Annotated in this window: 17 protein-coding genes and 9 tRNA genes; 5 read left to right on the plus strand and 21 right to left on the minus strand. The window is 26.5% G+C overall.

Going from position 1 to position 18,147, the window contains the following annotated elements; all coding sequences use genetic code 11:
- Positions 1–641: 641 nt before the first annotated feature.
- The 13 genes from AC4FQW_RS09315 to rph all read right to left on the minus strand — a co-directional run bounded on the left by AC4FQW_RS09315 (position 642) and on the right by rph (position 4,891).
- Complete coding sequence (locus AC4FQW_RS09315; protein ID WP_491148715.1) at positions 642–1,370, minus strand: MgtC/SapB family protein; 729 nt, start codon at positions 1,368–1,370, stop codon at positions 642–644.
- Between the two features lie 438 nt (positions 1,371–1,808).
- A tRNA-Gly gene (locus AC4FQW_RS09320) sits at positions 1,809–1,882 on the minus strand.
- A 5-nt stretch (positions 1,883–1,887) separates the two neighbouring features.
- Positions 1,888–1,962 (minus strand) — tRNA-Gly (locus tag AC4FQW_RS09325).
- A gap of 47 nt (positions 1,963–2,009) precedes the next feature.
- A tRNA-His gene (locus AC4FQW_RS09330) sits at positions 2,010–2,085 on the minus strand.
- A 4-nt stretch (positions 2,086–2,089) separates the two neighbouring features.
- Positions 2,090–2,166 (minus strand) — tRNA-Arg (locus tag AC4FQW_RS09335).
- A gap of 6 nt (positions 2,167–2,172) precedes the next feature.
- Positions 2,173–2,246: transfer RNA gene (locus AC4FQW_RS09340), tRNA-Gly, on the minus strand.
- A 104-nt stretch (positions 2,247–2,350) separates the two neighbouring features.
- A tRNA-Pro gene (locus tag AC4FQW_RS09345) sits at positions 2,351–2,426 on the minus strand.
- Positions 2,427–2,429: 3 nt separating this feature from the next.
- Positions 2,430–2,506 (minus strand) — tRNA-Arg (locus AC4FQW_RS09350).
- A gap of 72 nt (positions 2,507–2,578) precedes the next feature.
- Positions 2,579–2,652 (minus strand) — tRNA-Gly (locus AC4FQW_RS09355).
- Positions 2,653–2,753: 101 nt separating this feature from the next.
- Positions 2,754–2,829: transfer RNA gene (locus AC4FQW_RS09360), tRNA-Pro, on the minus strand.
- Between the two features lie 219 nt (positions 2,830–3,048).
- Positions 3,049–3,525 (minus strand): YfcE family phosphodiesterase, encoded by a 477-nt coding sequence (locus AC4FQW_RS09365; RefSeq protein WP_303130184.1) that lies wholly within the window; start codon positions 3,523–3,525, stop codon positions 3,049–3,051.
- A gap of 8 nt (positions 3,526–3,533) precedes the next feature.
- Positions 3,534–4,145, minus strand: coding sequence for an XTP/dITP diphosphatase (locus AC4FQW_RS09370; protein WP_303130183.1), 612 nt, complete (start codon positions 4,143–4,145; stop codon positions 3,534–3,536).
- The gene (rph, locus tag AC4FQW_RS09375; protein ID WP_491148718.1) at positions 4,145–4,891 is read right to left on the minus strand and encodes a ribonuclease PH; all 747 of its coding nucleotides are present in this window, start codon (positions 4,889–4,891) and stop codon (positions 4,145–4,147) included. The genes AC4FQW_RS09370 and rph overlap by 1 nt, the downstream gene beginning before the upstream one ends.
- 161 nt (positions 4,892–5,052) lie before the next feature.
- On the opposite strand from rph, the gene AC4FQW_RS09380 reads away from it, so the two are divergent.
- Entirely contained in the window at positions 5,053–6,594 is a 1,542-nt protein-coding gene (locus AC4FQW_RS09380) for a hypothetical protein (protein WP_491148720.1), read from the plus strand.
- 94 nt (positions 6,595–6,688) lie between these two features.
- Here AC4FQW_RS09380 and AC4FQW_RS09385 read toward each other — a convergent pair whose 3' ends face one another.
- A complete protein-coding gene (locus AC4FQW_RS09385) occupies positions 6,689–8,173 on the minus strand; it encodes an ABC transporter substrate-binding protein (RefSeq protein WP_491148722.1) in 1,485 nt (494 codons plus the stop codon).
- 143 nt (positions 8,174–8,316) lie between these two features.
- Here AC4FQW_RS09385 and AC4FQW_RS09390 point away from each other — a divergent pair, with 143 nt between their 5' ends.
- Positions 8,317–8,598, plus strand: a complete 282-nt coding sequence (locus AC4FQW_RS09390; RefSeq protein WP_303130178.1) for a hypothetical protein — start codon at positions 8,317–8,319, stop codon at positions 8,596–8,598.
- 35 nt (positions 8,599–8,633) lie between these two features.
- Here AC4FQW_RS09390 and AC4FQW_RS09395 read toward each other — a convergent pair whose 3' ends face one another.
- Genes AC4FQW_RS09395 through pcrA form a run of 3 tightly spaced genes read right to left on the minus strand, consistent with a single transcriptional unit; the run spans position 8,634 to position 13,167 of the window.
- Entirely contained in the window at positions 8,634–8,906 is a 273-nt protein-coding gene (locus tag AC4FQW_RS09395) for a hypothetical protein (protein ID WP_303130177.1), read from the minus strand.
- Positions 8,907–8,910: 4 nt separating this feature from the next.
- Positions 8,911–10,902, minus strand: a complete 1,992-nt coding sequence (ligA, locus tag AC4FQW_RS09400; protein WP_491148725.1) for an NAD-dependent DNA ligase LigA — start codon at positions 10,900–10,902, stop codon at positions 8,911–8,913.
- Positions 10,903–10,923: 21 nt separating this feature from the next.
- Positions 10,924–13,167 (minus strand): DNA helicase PcrA, encoded by a 2,244-nt coding sequence (gene pcrA, locus AC4FQW_RS09405; RefSeq protein WP_491148727.1) that lies wholly within the window; start codon positions 13,165–13,167, stop codon positions 10,924–10,926.
- 134 nt (positions 13,168–13,301) lie between these two features.
- On the opposite strand from pcrA, the gene AC4FQW_RS09410 reads away from it, so the two are divergent.
- Positions 13,302–13,748 carry a hypothetical protein gene (locus AC4FQW_RS09410; protein ID WP_303130174.1) on the plus strand — a complete coding sequence of 149 codons (447 nt, stop codon included), beginning with the start codon at positions 13,302–13,304 and terminating at the stop codon, positions 13,746–13,748.
- A gap of 33 nt (positions 13,749–13,781) precedes the next feature.
- On the opposite strand, the gene AC4FQW_RS09415 is transcribed toward AC4FQW_RS09410, so the two are convergent.
- From AC4FQW_RS09415 to AC4FQW_RS09430, 4 genes are all read right to left on the minus strand, one after another.
- Positions 13,782–14,267, minus strand: a complete 486-nt coding sequence (locus AC4FQW_RS09415) for an HdeD family acid-resistance protein (protein ID WP_491148729.1) — start codon at positions 14,265–14,267, stop codon at positions 13,782–13,784.
- Between the two features lie 98 nt (positions 14,268–14,365).
- Positions 14,366–15,238, minus strand: coding sequence for an AAC(3) family N-acetyltransferase (locus AC4FQW_RS09420; RefSeq protein WP_303130172.1), 873 nt, complete (start codon positions 15,236–15,238; stop codon positions 14,366–14,368).
- Between the two features lie 24 nt (positions 15,239–15,262).
- Entirely contained in the window at positions 15,263–15,847 is a 585-nt protein-coding gene (locus AC4FQW_RS09425; RefSeq protein WP_491148732.1) for a pentapeptide repeat-containing protein, read from the minus strand.
- Positions 15,848–15,866: 19 nt separating this feature from the next.
- Positions 15,867–16,274: a hypothetical protein gene (locus AC4FQW_RS09430; protein WP_491148733.1), complete on the minus strand. Its 408-nt coding sequence runs from the start codon at positions 16,272–16,274 to the stop codon at positions 15,867–15,869.
- Between the two features lie 138 nt (positions 16,275–16,412).
- Between AC4FQW_RS09430 and AC4FQW_RS09435 the strand changes: the two genes are divergently transcribed.
- On the plus strand, positions 16,413–17,315 hold the full coding sequence (locus tag AC4FQW_RS09435; protein ID WP_491148964.1) for a radical SAM protein: 903 nt from the start codon (positions 16,413–16,415) through the stop codon (positions 17,313–17,315).
- A gap of 121 nt (positions 17,316–17,436) precedes the next feature.
- On the plus strand, positions 17,437–18,063 hold the full coding sequence (locus AC4FQW_RS09440; protein ID WP_491148734.1) for a superoxide dismutase: 627 nt from the start codon (positions 17,437–17,439) through the stop codon (positions 18,061–18,063).
- Positions 18,064–18,147: the final 84 nt, after the last annotated feature.

An 18,147-nucleotide genomic window follows, 5' to 3' on the forward strand; every position in this document is an offset into this window, starting at 1 on the left:
CAAACTCTCAATAAAAAGTTTAATCTCGCTCTTAAAACTTACTTGTAAAAAGAATTGCTGGTTCTAAATGTATTTCTATATTCTGTTCATTTTTCAAAGATCAAATTTCATATCGCTCCAAGCGACTTCATTATCTTATCATCAGAGAAATTCATTGTCAACACTTTTTTAATGTTTTCAACATTTTCTTGTGTTCTTCTCGTTTAATCTCTCGCGACGACATGGATTATTCTATCACAGTCTAAATATGTCACAATATATCTATATATTATTATTTAAATTTATAGTCTATTTTCTTTATTTTTCTTTATTTTTCTTTATTTTTATTATATTGATACTCCTGGTAAAGTTTTTCTTTATTTCACCTAATTAATATTAAAAATTTAATTTAAGTATTAATAATAAACACTGTGAATAATAATATATATTTAATCTTAAATATATATTATTATAATTAATTAAAATAAATTTTTAAAATAATAACTTATAAGTATTATAACTAATTTTCTTATACTTATATTTGTAATTTAAGTATCTTAAAAATCAAATGTTTTTTAATATATAAAAATAAAAAACTCATATTAACATTAATGTTAATATGAGTTTATAAATAAAATATATATATTTTTTTTATTTATATATTATTTTATTATTTTAGCACTTAAAATTTCCTCAACTGAACATATATCTGAAATAATCTCATTTAAATCAATATTTCTAGGCGCTTCTATACTATAAACACACCTTTTTATATCATATATATTTTCATCCTTTCTAATATATTCTTCTCTGCATTCTTTATAATAAAAATCTATACCCTTTATATTTATATCTTCATCAGATAATATACGATCTATTTCTCTTATTGTATTTTTATTACTTTTATACGTTACTTCAAACTTAAATATTTCTATTTTAGTTATAAATTTATTCTGAAACTTTTTTAAAAAAACTAATACAATAAATATAATTAATGCACTTATTATACTAATTATATAAAATCCCATTCCAATAGCTAGTCCAACACAAGCAACTGCCCATATAGAAGCAGCTGTTGTAAGACCTTTTATGGATCCTTTATTTCTAATTATAGTTCCAGCTCCTAAAAATCCAATTCCAGATATAACTTGAGCTACTATCCTCCCTGAATCCACTTTTAAACTCCCTAACAATTCTTGGTTTAATTGAATTTGGTTAATTACAAAATATCCTAGTTGTAGTTCAATAAGTGCAGAAATAGTAGCTCCTAAACAAACTAACATATGTGTTCTAAATCCAGCCGGCCTATTTTTAAATTCTCTATCATATCCTATTATTCCACCAATAATAACTGAAAGCATTAATCTAATTAATATATCAATTTCTTTCATTAAATACCATTTCTCTATAAAAAATTATTCTATTAAAGTTTACTAAAATAAAATATAATATATTCATATATTATATTTTTTGAATACTATAAACTAGTAAATAAATTAATTTATTTATTACAAAGTTTAAAAGTAAAAAATCAAGAATTTATTAATATTCATTTTAAAATCAATTGATTTTAAAATTATATTTTATTTTTTAAAACATTCTTTTATAACTATTTAAAACATTAACTAATAATTCTATAAATTCAATCACTACATATAATTCTTAGAATTATTTGAAAATTTTATAAATTTAATTATAAAAAAGATATCCACAAAAAATATTCTTTAATTACATATCTTTTGTGGATATCTTTTACCAAATGTGGATTTTATCAAACACTTTATATATTTTAGGAATAAAAAAAACAACTAAACTTATTAGTTGTTAAATGGAGCGGGTGAAGGGAATCGAACCCTCGTAACTAGCTTGGAAGGCTAGGGCTCTACCATTGAGCTACACCCGCATATTTGGAGCGGAAAACGGGACTCGAACCCGCAACATCCACCTTGGCAAGGTGGCGCTCTACCATTGAGCCATTTCCGCATCTTTTTTTAAATTTAATTGTGGTGCAGATGAANGATATCCCTGTATGGGGTGAACGATGGGACTCGAACCCACGACAACCAGTGCCACAAACTGGCGCTCTACCAACTGAACTACGTTCACCATATGGTGCGTTTTAAGGGATTCGAACCCCTGGCCCACGCCTTAGAAGGGCGTTGCTCTATCCAGCTGAGCTAAAAACGCATCTATTGGAGCGGGTGAAGGGAATCGAACCCTCGTAACTAGCTTGGAAGGCTAGGGCTCTACCATTGAGCTACACCCGCATATTCTTTTTCTCTTTACTATCTGATTATTAAGTCAACAATCAAACACCTTATCTTTTATACAAGTTTTAAACTTCCTTGTCAATATAAAACTTGATTTTAAGTGGTCGGGGTGACAGGTCTCGAACCTGCGACCTCATGGTCCCAAACCATGCGCGCTACCATCTGCGCCACACCCCGAAATGGTGCGTTTTAAGGGATTCGAACCCCTGGCCCACGCCTTAGAAGGGCGTTGCTCTATCCAGCTGAGCTAAAAACGCATCTCAGAACGTTTATTATTATAAATCATTCTTTATTTTTTGTCAAGAACTTTTTTGAAGTTCTTTTCAAAGTGGAGCGGGTGAAGGGAATCGAACCCTCGTAACTAGCTTGGAAGGCTAGGGCTCTACCATTGAGCTACACCCGCATGTCTAACTTAATTCATCAATTAAGTTTTGCAACAACCTGCCTTATTATTTATACAGGTTTTTGTTTCATTTGTCAAGTTGTTTTTGACAAATTTTTAAGTGGTCGGGGTGACAGGTCTCGAACCTGCGACCTCATGGTCCCAAACCATGCGCGCTACCATCTGCGCCACACCCCGTTGAGTCATTATCCATTGCTTTTGGAACCTCTCGTTTCATCTGTTCTCTCTCGCAACGACAATGACTATTCTACATTATGAAACTTAATACGTCAATACTTTTTTTAAAAAAATTCTAATTTAATTTAACACTTTATACTTTTCTATTATATTAATAATTTTATAAATAAATTATCAATAAAACAACCTGCTTATTAATAATTTAATCTCATAATATAACTACTCTAAACTTTCCAAATATACTTCAGGTTCTTTTCCATTTTCAATTTCTATAAAACCTATACTCCTTCCCCTACCTCTTGGTAAGGAAACACTACCTGGATTCATTAATATTATACCATTATGATTAATTATTAATTCTTGGTGAGTATGCCCAAAAAGAGCTATATTAGCATTTAATTCTTGTGCTCTATAGTAAATATTGTTCAAATCATATTTAACTCTATATTTATGTCCATGTGTTGCAAATATCTTAAATCCATTTATGTCTATAATTCTTTCTACAGGATATTCATTTGAATAGTCACAATTTCCTAATACAGCATATACTTCACCATTAAAATCTCTTGATAATTCTGAGACATCATCAACATTATCACCTAAGTGTATTAAAATATCTGCAGTTGCTATTTTTTCTTTTGCAACCTCAATATATTCTTGAATTCTATGAGTATCACTAACTACAGCTATTAACATAATACCTCCTACAACATATCAAAAATATTATCTTTTAATTTTTTTAAAGCAACTCCTCTATGGCTAACCTTATTTTTTTCTTCTGCTCCTATTTCTCCAAAAGTTTTATTAAATCCTTCATAATAAAATAAAGGATCATAACCAAATCCACCTTCTCCATTTAAACTTTCAATTATTTTACCTTCTACTTCTCCACATATATCTAAAACTTTACCTTCTGAATTTATTAAAGTTAAATGGCACACAAATTTTGCTCCTCTATTTTCCATAGGTACACCTTTTAACTTTTCTAATAATTTTTTATTATTTTCATTGTCATTTCCATGCTCTCCTGCATACCTTGCTGAATATATTCCTGGTTCTCCATTTAAATAATCTACTTCTAATCCTGAATCATCAGCCATAACTATAAAATCACTATCTCCTCTATTTAATAGATAATTTCTTATTTCACTGGCCTTTTTAGTTGCATTTTCTTTAAATGTATTTCCATCTTCTATTACATCAATATTTATATTTTCATCTTTTAAAGATTTTATTTCTAGATTCATTTCTTTTAATATAGTTTTTATTTCTTTTATCTTCTTTTGGTTATTACTAGCCAATATTAATTTTTTCATTATTGACCTCCTGTTCCAATCCATAAAGCATCCATCTTAAGAGCACTTTTTTGAATCTCTATCATTTGTTTTAATCCTTTTTCACCTAAATCTAATAATTCATTAAGCTCACTTCTTGTCATTGGTGATTCTTCACCTGTTCCTTGTACTTCAACAAACTCACCTTCATGAGTTCCAATTATATTCATATCTACTTTTGCATTTGAATCTTCCTCATAACATAAGTCTATAATTTTTTCACCGTTTACTATACCTATACTTGTTGCAGCAACAAAGCTTCTTATAGGATAAACCTTAAAAGGCTTTTCTTTATGAAGTTTATTTACAGCATCAACCATAGCAACAAATGCTCCAGTTATTGATGTTGTTCTTGTTCCCCCATCAGCCTGTATAACATCACAATCTATCCATAAAGTTTTTTCACCTAAAGCTTTTAAGTCAACAACAGATCTCAATGCTCTACCTATTAATCTTTGTATTTCCATAGTTCTTCCATCAATCTTTAATCTAGCTATATCTCTAACCTTTCTTGTTCCAGTTGATCTAGGAAGCATATTATATTCTGCAGTAATCCATCCTTCCCCTGAACCTTTTAAAAATGGTGGTACTTTATCTTCAATAGATACATTACAAAGAACTTTTGTATCTCCTACCTCTATATATACAGAACCTTCTGCATATTTTGTGTAATTCCTAGTTATTTTAGTAGGTCTTACCTGATCATTTTTTCTTCCATCTATCCTCACTAAAATTGCCTCCTTATATTAAACCAATTTAAAAATATTTTATATATACTTTGTATCATTTTTTAGTTTTATGCACTTTTTTTAATTTTATCTCATATTAATTATTATAAGAATTATATATGAGGTGAAATATTTTGAGATATATAGGTCCATTTTTTCGAATGAATAGCTTATCACATTGTGAAATATGTGGTCAGCTTTTTCACTTATCAAAAGAAGCTGTAAAACTACTAGCTCTAAATTCTAAATGTGGATATACTTTATCTTCTAGAAGTGCTAAAAAAATTGCATCTACAAAAGATATTAGCATATTAAGTAAATTTTCTCCAGTACTCTGTTTATATAAAAAATCATCCCCAATTTTTATGCATAATAAAACTTCAAACGGATTTGATTCATCTTCTTTTAAACGTGAAATTATTCCAACAACAAATGCTTTACTTACAATGTCATTACTAGAACTTAGTGATTATTATTCTTTTTTAAGCAAAGATTCTAGTAATTATCAATTGGCAAAGGGATATAGACAATTAGCTCATGAACAACTGGATTTTTATTATGAAAATTTAAGAAATGCTGAAGGAATATTTATACCTAAAAAAAGTCTATTTGAAAATAATTCTAAAGAAACTAATTTAATTGATAAAAATAGAAAGTTTGCATTTAGTGATCAAGCATTTATGATGAATGCTTATTATTTATATTCTAAATATGAAGATAATGAGCAAGTAAAAACAGATTATGAGGAATTTTCTAATCAAATTTTACAAATGTTTTTAGATTATAAAGAAGCACTTTACAATTTATCCTTTGATGAAGGACTTAAAACTTTGCTAGCTTTTAATATTTATTATAAAAATTCTAAGAATAAGTCTATAGTCCCTTTAATTATAGATTTAAGTGAATTTATGATTAATAAATTTGATGAAAAAAATTATTATATTGAATCATTGGATAAATCTGCACTTCTTGCAATTAATTTAATGTATTCTTACGAACATACTACTCTAGTAACTTTTAAAGATAAATACTGCGAGATAATGGATAAATTACTTTCACTTTATGATGAAGATAATAATGTTATTGAAAATTTAACTACAAAGAAAGAAATTAAATATACATCTTTTGATATATGCTTTTATTTGTTATCTATAATAATGTATGCTGATATATCAGATACTTTAAGAGAGTATAATTCTACTATTTCTAAAATATATAAAAAATATATTTTAAATTCTAATATTGTTACTAGTTGGCCAGAAGCTCCAGACTTAGATAATGAAGAAAGGTATATGAATTTTAGTACTCTTTCTAAAGACATGTTAGATGAAACATTCTTTACAATGCCAAATTTACCATCTCTATCAACTACTGGTATGGCTCCTGTATTTTTAAAAAATATAGTTTACTCTAGAAAAAAAGAAGATTTCAAAACTTCTGATAAAAAAACATTTGATAGTTATAAAAATATGTTTATTTTCTATATGTTTATTTATACTTTTAAGGATGTTTTCTTTAGAAAATTAAACCTTTTAGAAAACACTTATGAAGATTCTAAGAAAACTAATATAGATGAAGATATTAATACTACTGAAGACTCTACTACTTCTATAAACACAAATACTATTAAAGAAACAAAAGAGTTAAATAATAATTCTGAAGAATCTTCTAATACTAAATCTAATTCTTTAGAAGAAACTTAAATATTATATAATGTCTTGTTTTAAAAATTTATTTATATATAAAAATAGGTTAGGCTTAACTTTTATATTTATAAAAGCTAGGCTTAACCTTAATTTATTTTAATGTTTCAAATTTTATATTTCCATTCCAATCAAATTCTATATTTTCAACTTCACTAGATATAGCAACATTTTTATTTTCAAATATTAATGGTAATATTCTATAATTATTAAATAAATTTGATTCTAATTCTATAAATTCTCCTTTACCACTTAATTCTTTTTTATAAATACTCTCCTCTTTATCTGTATAGTAAGGTTTTAAATTTTTATAAAATTCTAATCTATTATTTGTATTTGCTACTAAATCAACTATTAATATATCATATCTCTTTCTTAACTCTAAGTTATTAAAATCTTCTTCCGTAGTTAATGTATATCTTATATTACTATCTGTATTTGAATCAAACCATGATTGAATATATTTACATAAGGCTCTATTTTCATTATTATCTTTTGCTAATATAGTTATAACTTCTGGAAGCTTTGCAGAAACTTTATTAGTCATTACTTTTCTTGATTGGAGCTTATTTAAGTTATCTTTATCTCCTCTAAAGTAACTACACTCTGTAAGCTCTAAATAATTATTATTTTCTTCCTTATAATCTAACACTACAGAATTCAGAGTATAATATATAACTTTTCTAACTGATAAAGGAAGTTCCTCATCTTCTGAATTTAAAACTATATACTTTCCACTATCAGAAGGAAATGTTTTTAATCTCCCCTCTTCTTCTAATCTATTTAACTCAGTATTTGGTGGTTCTACAACTAAATCTCTATCTCCAATTTCAAAAGCTGCCATTGATAATTCTTCACTTTCATCAGATATTATTTTTATACAATTTGGAGAGTCTGTATCGCTTTTTTTATTTTTTTCTAATAATACTTCTCTATCATTCATATCACTTATATAATATTCACCTGAATATATTATATTTTTATGATTTCTTTTTATATTATTCCACATCATTAAGTACTTTCTCAATCTATACTGTGGCTTTGTTAATTCTTCTAAAAACTTTTCATCTTTGTTATTTAGTCTAATAGTTAATATATTATCTTTTACTCCAATAGCAACTCCACTTTCAAATGTAACATTACCATTTCTAAATTCTTTTGCCCCATAAACATTTAAAAAAGAACTTATATTTTCATCATACTCTTCTTTCAATAATTCTTTAAAAAATTCTCTTATATCTTCTGCTGTTATTCTACTGCCATCACTCCAATAAGCATCTTCTCTTATTTTAAATTCATATTCTATACCATCATCTTTAATATTTATTTCAGTAGCTAATGAAGGAACTATTTTACCATCATCATTTTTTTCTACTAATCCTTTACTTGTTGCACAAATTACATCTTCTTCTCTAGTTGATAATTTACTTACATCTTTTAATTCATTAGGAACTGAATTAACCGCATATAAAATAACCTCTGAATCTTTAGAAGATGATATTTTTTCTATTTCTATAAAACTCAATAGAAATACTAACATTATGCCTATAATAAAGCTTGGTAATAAAAATTTTTTCACCTTATTCTATCTCCTTTTTTAAAGTTATCATAATTATTGTCACTTATGTATATTTTTAATCAACATGAGCAATATTTTTATAATATGTTAAATTTATAAATCCATTATGTTATAATTAAATTATATTTAAAGGAGGCGATAAGATGACTTTTTTAGTTGCCACATTCTCTATAATAGGGATTATATTTATGCTAACTTTCATGTTTATTGGCATATGGCTTTTTATTGTAGCTTTAAAGACTTACAATCAAATTCGTTATAAAAATTATATTTTAGAAAAAATAAGTCAAAAGTTAGATTTACTTTCTGAAAGTAAGAGAGATTTTTCTTATGAAAATTTTCTAAATGAAGAGGCTTCAAATGATGAATTTATGTCTCCTGATTTAACTAACATAAAAGACTTTGAAAAAAAAGAGTATAAATAAAAAGCTTCTAAAAAAATAGAAGCTTTTTATTTTTATTATCTTACAGTTCCAAGCATAAATGCTATTATAAAAACAGATAACATTAAACTCAACCCAGAGTATAGATATTTATTTTTTCCACTTTCATTAATCCAAAACCTAGCAGCTAAAGATAACATAGTTATTGCAACTGTAACTTGTATTGCATAATAAGAATTAAATATTTCTCCAAGGTATAAAAATTGGTATGAAGTTAAAAAAGTACAAATTATTACTATACAAGCTATTATACTTAATAAAATAGTTAATATATTAATTAGCCGTTTCAATAACTTAGCCTCCTATCATAACTTCAAATTCATCTTCTGTTAAAGTCTTAACTCCAAGTTCTTCTGCTTTTGTAAGCTTTGAACCTGCTTCTTTACCATAGACTACATAATCAGTCTTCTTACTTACACTACCTGCTACTTTAGCTCCAAGCATTTCTAATTTCTCTTTTATTTCTTTTCTAGAGTATTTTTCCATAGTTCCTGTTACAACAACAGTCTTGCCATCAAATACACTTTCAATAATTTCTTTTTCTTCAAACTTAGGATTCACACCTATCTCTAAAAGTTCATCTATTGTTTTTAAAACTTTTTCTTCATGGAAGAACTCTACAATACAATTTGCAACTATATCTCCTACATCAGGAACAGATACTAATTCTTCAAATGTAGCTTTTTTAAGTCCATCTAATGACTTAAATTTATTAACTATATCTTTAGCCGTTTTTACGCCTACATTTTGTATTCCTAATGAGTATATAAATGCTTCAAGAGTACAATCCTTACTCTTTTCAATTGCATCTAAAAGATTTTGTGCTTTTTTATCTCCAAATTTATCAAGTTTAACTAAGTCTTCTTTATTTAACTTATATAAGTCACTTATTGATTTTATATTAAGCTTTTCAAATAATTGTTCAGCAGTTCTTTCTGAAAATCCTGAAATATTCATAGCTTCTCTTGAACCGTAATGAACTATAGTCTTAACAAGCTGAGGCTTACATGAAAGTGTATTTTCACAGAATATATGTGCACCCTCTTCTACTAAGTGACTACCACAAGCTGGGCAATTAGTAGGAGGTATTATTTCTTCTGTTCCTTCTAAGGAATCCTCTTTAACTCCCATTATTTCAGGTATAACATCATTACTCCTTCTCACTAAAACTTCAGCACCAATTCTTACACCTTTTCTTTTTATATCATCCATATTATTAAGAGTTGCTCTTTTTACAGTAACACCAGCAAGTTCAACCGGATCTAATATAGCAGTTGGTGATACCCTTCCACTTCTTCCAACATTCCATTCAACATCTAAAAGCTTAGTTGTTGTTTCTTGAGCTTCAAACTTATATGCTATTGCCCATTTAGGAAACTTTACTGTATATCCTAATAACTCTCTAGTTTTTATATCATCTATAACTATTACAAGTCCATCAATATCATAGTTTAAATCAAATCTTATATCTCTTATATAGTCTATTTCCTTTTGAATATCATCTATTGTATAACACTCTTTTATATAATCATCTACTGGAAAGCCCATTTCCTTTATAAACTTCATCATCTCTGTATAAGTTTTAAACTGCTTCCCTTCCTTATATCCTACATCATAAAAAAATGCTGATAAGTTTCTTCTTGCAGTTTCTTTTACATTTAAATTCCTTAATGCTCCTGCAGCCCCATTTCTTAAGTTTTTAAGAGGTACTTCTGCTAATTCATTATATTTTTCAAAGGCTTCTGTAGTCATTATAGCTTCACCATGAACTTCAAAAAAATCATTACAGTTAACTTTAAGAGGAATACTCTTTATAGTTTTAACCTGTGCTGTAACATCTTCTCCAATACTTCCTGTACCTCTTGTTGCTCCAACTGCTAATATACCTTCTTCATTATATGTTAAGTTAACAGTTAACCCATCAAATTTTTTCGTAACTATATATTTAAGCTCAGGAAGATTTTCCCCCTTTGATCTCATCTCTTCAATAAACTTAACATTTCTATTATGCCAATCTATTATTTCTTCAATACTTTGAGCTTTACCTAAGCTCCAAAGTTTACCTTTATGAGTATATTTTTTAAACCCATCAAGTATTACATCACCAACTCTAACAGTTGGTGAATATGGTAAAACTTCATTAAGTTCCTTTTCTAAGGATACAAGCTCATCATATTTTTTATCATATTCTTTATCTGTAACTGATGGATTATCTAAACTATAATACTCGTATGAATATCTATTCAACTCTTCTACAAGAGCTTTCATTCTTTCTCTTTTATCCATAAACTTACTTGCCTCCTAATACTATAAAAGTTCTAAATTAGCCATTGATAATAATAGTACCTTAACACCTTGTTTATCAAATGCTATTGTAAGTTTTTTATCATTTCCAGCCGGTAATACTGAAACTACTGTTCCTTCACCAAACTTTTCATGTTTTACTTTTCTTCCAAGTGATATTTCTCCTAAATCTGAAGTGCTATTTTGTTTAGTTTCTGTAATTTTTCTACTTGAATTTTGATTTCTAATAGAAGTTCTTAAGCTATGTGGATTATTAAAATTTGGTTTGGATTGACCACCAAACATTCCATCTCTTGCTGCTCCATTAGCACTTCTATCATTAACATATTCTTTTAAATCAGATCTTATTTCTCCAATAAAATCTGATTGACTATAAGACATTGTTCTTCCAAACACTCTTCTTACTTCTGCTGAAGTCATATGAAGAGTTTCTTTTGCTCTTGTGATTCCAACATAACAAAGCCTTCTTGCCTCTTCCATCTGATCTTCTTTATCAAAATCGCTCATACTAGGGAATATTCCATTTTCCATTCCTACCATGAATACATGAGGAAACTCAAGACCTTTTGCACTATGAAGTGTCATTAAAACTACAGCATTATCTTCCTCTTCATCACCTTCATTAATATCTTGTACTAATGATACTTTTTCTAAATATGCAGCTAAACTTTTATCTTCATTATTTCTTTCAAATTCAACTGCATCTGATACTAATTCTTCTAGGTTTTCTATTCTACTTTTATCTTCTATTTCATTTGATTTTCTAAGCTGATCTAAATATCCAGTATCTTTTAAAATTGTTTCTATAAGCATTGATACTGGCATACTTTCAGCCATTATTACAAAATTATTCATAAGATCCATAAACTTTTCTATAGAACCACAATTTCTTGCGGTAAGAGTTGAAATTGTTCTTACTTCTTGAAGTGCGTCCCATAAATTTAACTCAAAACTATCTGCAAAATCCTGAATTTTATTTACTGTAGCATCACCTATACTTCTCTTTGGTACATTTATTATTCTCTTTATACTTATATCATCTTGAGGATTTACCAATACATTAAGATATGCAAGTATATCTTTAATTTCTTTTCTATCATAGAATTTAGTTCCTCCAACAATTTTATAAGGTATACCTCGTCTTCTAAAGGTCTCTTCAAATACACGTGACTGAGCATTAGTTCTATAAAGAACAGCAAAATCTTTATTTTCTGCTCCTTCTTTAGCTTTTGTATCAATTATTTGTCTTGCTACAAAATCCCCTTCTTCTGAATCTGAGTATGCTCTATATATTTTTATTTTATTTCCTTGTTCTTGTTCTGTTCTAAGTGCCTTATTCTTTCTTCTAGAATTATTTACTATAACAGCATTTGCTGCATCTAGTATATTACCTTTAGACCTGTAATTTTGCTCAAGTTTTATCACTTTACAATTTGGATAATCTTTTTCAAAATCCAGAATATTGCTTACATCAGCACCTCTCCATGCATATATGCATTGATCATCATCACCAACAACACAAATATTTTTATATCTTGCTACTAAAAGTCTTACAAATTCATATTGAGCTCCATTTGTATCTTGATACTCATCAACCATTATGTATTTAAATTTATTTTGGTAAAATTCTAATACATCATCATGTTTTTTAAATAATTCTACTGTTTTAAATATAAGGTCATCAAAATCTAAAGCATTATTTTCTTTAAGTCTCTTTTGATACATTTCATATACATCAGCAATTTTCTTTTCTCTAAAATTGCTTTCATGTTCTCTCATGAAACTTTCAGCAGTAATCATATTATCTTTAGCTCTTCCTATCTTCCCCATAATTTCTTGAAGAGTTATATCTTTATCGTTTATATTTAAAGTTTTCATACAATCTTTTAATAAAGTTTTTTGATCTGAAGTGTCATATATAGTAAAACTTGATTTATATCCAAGTTTATCAATTTCTCTTCTAAGTATTCTAACGCAAGTTGAGTGGAATGTTGAAATCCACATATCATTAGCTTTTTCCCCAACAATAGCTTCTATTCTCTCTTTCATTTCTTTAGCTGCCTTATTAGTAAATGTAATTGCTAATATACTCCATGGCTTTATTCCTAAATCTTCTATCATATGTGCCATTCTATATGTTAAAACTCTAGTTTTACCTGAACCTGCACCTGCAAGTATTAAAACTTGACCATCAACAGTAACAGCACCTTCATACTGCTCTTTGTTTAATAATGATTTTAAATCCAAATCATCATCCTCCCTTCCTAGTATTAAAATATTATATCATACATCACCTTTTAGTGTTGCCAGAAAGTATAATTGTTAGTAAAAATGTGGTATAATATCTAAAATCATATTCCAGTTTTTAGGAGGTATTTGTATTGAAGTTTAAAACTATGATTTTAACTTTTCTTATTTCAATTTTAATTTTTAATTTTATATCTTGTTCTAATAAAAAAATAAATTTTGATGATACTCGTTCTTATTCAGATAAAATAACTAATGATATTCTTATATCTATTAATGATTTAGATTACAATGGCTTTATAAAAAATTTTGATGAAAACATGAAAGAAATTTCATCTAATGAAACTGAATTTTTAAATTTAGTTATGCCTATAAAAGGTGCTATAGGAACATATGAAGATGGTAGTTTAGAATTTGTACAAGGCAAAAAGAGTAAGGATTTTACAAGTATAATTTATAAAGCAAAATTTTCTAATGAAGTAGAACCAGTAAATATCTCAATATCCTTTGATGAAAAAAATCATAAAGTTTCTGGACTATACTTTAATTCACCAAAAATAAAAGAATTATATAGCAAATAAAAAAATAGATAAGGATAAATCCTTATCTATTTTTTATATTTCAAACGCTAATATTATTTCAAATATTGCAAATAGTATTAAGTTTATTCCAATTAATATTGGTGCAAATGCTAACGCAACTACTGGGTATAATATTACTAAAACACTTAATATAATTAAACATATTGTATATATTGTTCTAAAATTAAAACCAGCTGATTTAAATTGAAATTCAGCTACAAGTGCTGATATACCTCTTATTAATCCCCAGATTCCAAAGAATATAACAAAAAATTGTGTTGAATAAACTGGTGAAAATAAAAGTGTTAATCCAAATAATATATCAATTATACCATTAAAGATAAAAAATCCTCTTCTATATGATTTAAATGCTTTAATTATAGACATAATACCTGAAGCTAAAACAAAAACTCCAATTACCATAGTTAAATTAAATATACTTTCTAATGGATACATTAAAAATATTATACCTACTATTGCTAATAAAACTCCTTGTAAAATAAAAGGCCATTTTTTCATAATTATCAACTCCTTCTATTTATACTTTACTATTTTATTATATAAGTTACCATTTACCTTTTGTAAATTTTAAAATACATATTGTAAAATTTAATTAATTAATATAAATTACAATTTTTAAAATATTCTACAGCAAAATCAACACATTCTCTTTGATTAAATAATTTTATTTTTGCATTTGCAATGTTATCAACTTTAACATTACACTTTTCTTCAAATTCTTCACCTAGAAACATAAATAATTCAGTTTTAAACTCTATATCCTTAAATTGTTTAAATATTCTTTTTCCATTTTCTAATATAGGTGAAGCATTTATAGATTCTGTATAATTTCCTGCTCTATACTCTGCTAAATGAAATGAGGTATTAACATCATAATCAACACCTAATAATAATACTTTTCCATTTAACTCATAAAATCTTGCAAGAGGTGACTTTTCCCCAAGTGAATATTCTAAACTGTGATTATCTGTTATAAAATTCTTATTTTTTCCCCAAGCTGAAAATGATACTGTTGGATGATAACTTCTCTTTACACCATAGAAATTTCTAAAAGCTTCTGCTATTTTACCCATACTATAAGTTGGCGTAATTTTTTCATCAAAAGCTGGCATTTCTTCTCTTATAGTGTTAAACCATTCGGAAGGTACTGGTGGATTACTCCAAAAAGCTGGATCACATATATCAGCACTATGAGCTGGCATTACTATAGTTCCTTCTTCCCCTACTGTTTCTATTAAAGCCTTTATAACGGTAACTTCTCCTCCACATATCCATCCAAATTTACTTAATGATGAATGTACAAGTAATGTATCTCCCTTTTTTATTCCAATTCTTCGAAATTCATCTTTTAATATACTAAGAGTTATTGGTTTCTTAGTATCATTTATTAACTTTTCTATATTACTTATTTCATTATCCTGTTCTATATACTCATCATCTACATATAAGTCCTCTAAATTTATATCCATTTATTTGCCTCCAAACGTTAAGAATCACTCTATAATAATTTCAAAATCATTTAATAATCTTAAAACTTCAGGAATACTAAATTTTGCTTTATTTATATTATTTCTATTTGGATTTATCCTGTAATTCAAACATTCTCTGAAATCTACTTTTGAAAGATTAGTATTTTCAAATATACTATCTTCAAGACTTGATTTTAAAAATGACACCTCTCTTAAATCAGCATTTATAAAATCACTTGATGTAACATTACATTCTATAAAATTTGTCTTTGGTATTTTAAGCTCTGCAAAACTACAACTTTGTATTAAACAGCTTTTAAATTCAAAATCTAAAATAAATCTATCACATTTAGTAAAATCAACTCCAACTATTTTACAATCAATAAACTTAACTCCTCTAAGCTTTGAATAATAAAATTTTGTAAGAGATATATTACATTCCTTAAAAATACACTCTTCAAAATTTACTTCTAAAAACTTTGTTCCTGAAAAATCACATCTATTAAATATACATTTATCAAAATCTCTTTTTTTAATTTCTATATTTCTAGTATTAATTCTTTCAAATCTTTCATTATAATAATCATATTCTAAGAACTCGTCTATCATAAATTATCTCCTAAATTACTTAATTATCAGTTTTATTTTTCAATTCACTATATTCTACAATAAATTTACTATTTGGCAAATATTTCAATGTATATTCAACTCCTATCTTAGGTTTAAGTTCACACTGATTTATTTTATATATAACATTATTTATTTCTAATTCAGTTATTCCTTTTGCATTATTAAATTTAGTACAAACTCCTGTTGCTGTATAATAATCATTTGCAAAATAGTATTTAATATCTTTTACCTTAGGTAATATTATATTAAATAAAGTTATTTTGCTAGAAATCAACAAAATAAAAATTAATATAAAATATTTTTTTGATATCTTCCCTTTAATTATTTTTATTAAATTAAATATAATTGAAAGTAACATAAATATAATTACTATTATTTGAAAAAGTAAAATTAATATAAACTCCATAAGTTTCCCCCTTTTTAATTATTATAATGTTAAGTTAATTAAATTTAAATTATAAGATTATTTAATTGCTAAACATTTTGCCTAGTAATATAATTTCAATATATTATCTACGAGGTGATTTTTTTGAAATATAACAAAATGGAAATGCTAAAAAATTGTAATCTTTGTATTAGAAAGTGTAATGTTAATAGATTAAACAATGAAGTTGGTGCATGTCTATCATCCGAAAAAATAAAAGCTGCTAAAGCTTATTTACATATGTGGGAAGAACCTCCAATATCTTTAGATACAGGATCTGGAACTATATTTTTTTCTAACTGTAATTTAAAATGTGTATTTTGTCAAAACCATGAAATTAGTCAAGAGAAATTTGGAGAATTTATAACTATAGAAAGACTATCAGAAATATTTTTAGAACTTCAAGATAAAGGAGCTAATAATATAAACTTAGTAACCCCTACACATTATGTCCCACAAATTATAGAAGCAATAAAAATAGCAAAAAAAAATGGACTTACTCTACCTATTTTATATAATACAAATGGATATGATTCTTTAGAAACTATAAAAGCCTTAGATGGTTATATAGATGTTTATTTACCTGATTTTAAATACTTTAATGATAAATATGCAATAAAATATTCAAAAGTTTCAGGATACAGAGAAAATGTTATTACTATTTTAAAAGAAATGTTTAAACAAGTTGGTAAAAATAGATTTGATGAAAAAGGAAGAATGATAAAGGGTATTATTATTAGACATTTAATGCTCCCTCATCTTTTATTTGATTCAAAGAAAATTATAGATACTATATATAGTTTATTTGGAGATGATGTATATATAAGTATAATGAATCAATATACTCCTATGTTTAATGCATTTAAATTTGAAGAGTTATCAAAACCATTAAATCCAAAGCTTTATGATAGTTTAATTGATTATGCAGCAAGCATTGGTGTAAAAAATGCCTTTATTCAAGAAAGTGGCACTAATAAAACTGATTTTGTTCCTGATTTTAATTTACAAGGAGTTTTAAAATAGTTCATACATCTTTTTACTATTATTGATTATAATAGTTTTATAGAATAAATTTTGAAATAGTCATAAATTATTTTGAATTTTTTATTTAAAAATTTCAAATACTAATGTAGAGGTGATTTAAATGGAACAAAACAAATTTACTTTAAAACCATTACCATATTCTTATGATTCTCTAGAACCTTATATTGATGAAAAAACAGTAGTAATTCATCATGACAAACATCAACAAACTTACGTTAATAATCTAAACAATGCACTGGATAAACATCCTGAATTTTTCAAGATGTCTCTAGTGGAAATACTTAAAAATTTAGATGATATTCCAGAAGATATAAATCAAGCAGTTGTTAATAATGCTGGTGGAGTATTTAATCATGAATTTTACTGGGATGGATTAGCTCCAAATAAAGGTGGAGAACCTACTGGAAATATAAAAGATGCTATTTGCAAAACTTTCGGTTCTTATGAAGACTTTAAAACTAAATTTAAGGAAGCAGCTACTACTCAATTCGGTTCTGGATATGCATGGCTTGTTTTAGATGAAAATAATAAATTAAAAATTACTAAAACACCAAATCAAAATTGTCCAATTTCATTAAACGAAAAACCTCTACTAACAATAGATGTTTGGGAACATGCTTATTACTTAAAACACCAAAACAAACGTCCTGATTATGTAGATTGTTTCTTTGAATTAATTAATTGGGATATGGTTAATGAAAGATTTAAAAAAGCTACAAACCTTTAATAAAACAATAAATTAATTATTTATTTTTAACAATAGTAAGTTTAATTTGAAATATATATCTATATTTTATGTTAAGCTTATTAA

The organism is Clostridium sp. TJA085 (assembly GCF_058310235.1).

What these genes read in the sequence shown, in the direction of transcription:
- AC4FQW_RS09315 (WP_491148715.1), bottom strand. Translation starts at nt 1,370, where the DNA reads ATGAAAGAAATTGATATATTAATTAGATTAATGCTTTCAGTTATTATT.
- AC4FQW_RS09365 (WP_303130184.1), bottom strand. Translation starts at nt 3,525, where the DNA reads ATGTTAATAGCTGTAGTTAGTGATACTCATAGAATTCAAGAATATATT.
- AC4FQW_RS09370 (WP_303130183.1), bottom strand. Translation starts at nt 4,145, where the DNA reads ATGAAAAAATTAATATTGGCTAGTAATAACCAAAAGAAGATAAAAGAA.
- AC4FQW_RS09380 (WP_491148720.1), top strand. Translation starts at nt 5,053, where the DNA reads ATGAATAGCTTATCACATTGTGAAATATGTGGTCAGCTTTTTCACTTA.
- AC4FQW_RS09390 (WP_303130178.1), top strand. Translation starts at nt 8,317, where the DNA reads ATGACTTTTTTAGTTGCCACATTCTCTATAATAGGGATTATATTTATG.
- ligA (WP_491148725.1), bottom strand. Translation starts at nt 10,902, where the DNA reads ATGGATAAAAGAGAAAGAATGAAAGCTCTTGTAGAAGAGTTGAATAGA.
- AC4FQW_RS09415 (WP_491148729.1), bottom strand. Translation starts at nt 14,267, where the DNA reads ATGAAAAAATGGCCTTTTATTTTACAAGGAGTTTTATTAGCAATAGTA.
- AC4FQW_RS09420 (WP_303130172.1), bottom strand. Translation starts at nt 15,238, where the DNA reads ATGGATATAAATTTAGAGGACTTATATGTAGATGATGAGTATATAGAA.
- AC4FQW_RS09425 (WP_491148732.1), bottom strand. Translation starts at nt 15,847, where the DNA reads ATGATAGACGAGTTCTTAGAATATGATTATTATAATGAAAGATTTGAA.
- AC4FQW_RS09430 (WP_491148733.1), bottom strand. Translation starts at nt 16,274, where the DNA reads ATGGAGTTTATATTAATTTTACTTTTTCAAATAATAGTAATTATATTT.
- AC4FQW_RS09435 (WP_491148964.1), top strand. Translation starts at nt 16,413, where the DNA reads ATGGAAATGCTAAAAAATTGTAATCTTTGTATTAGAAAGTGTAATGTT.
- AC4FQW_RS09440 (WP_491148734.1), top strand. Translation starts at nt 17,437, where the DNA reads ATGGAACAAAACAAATTTACTTTAAAACCATTACCATATTCTTATGAT.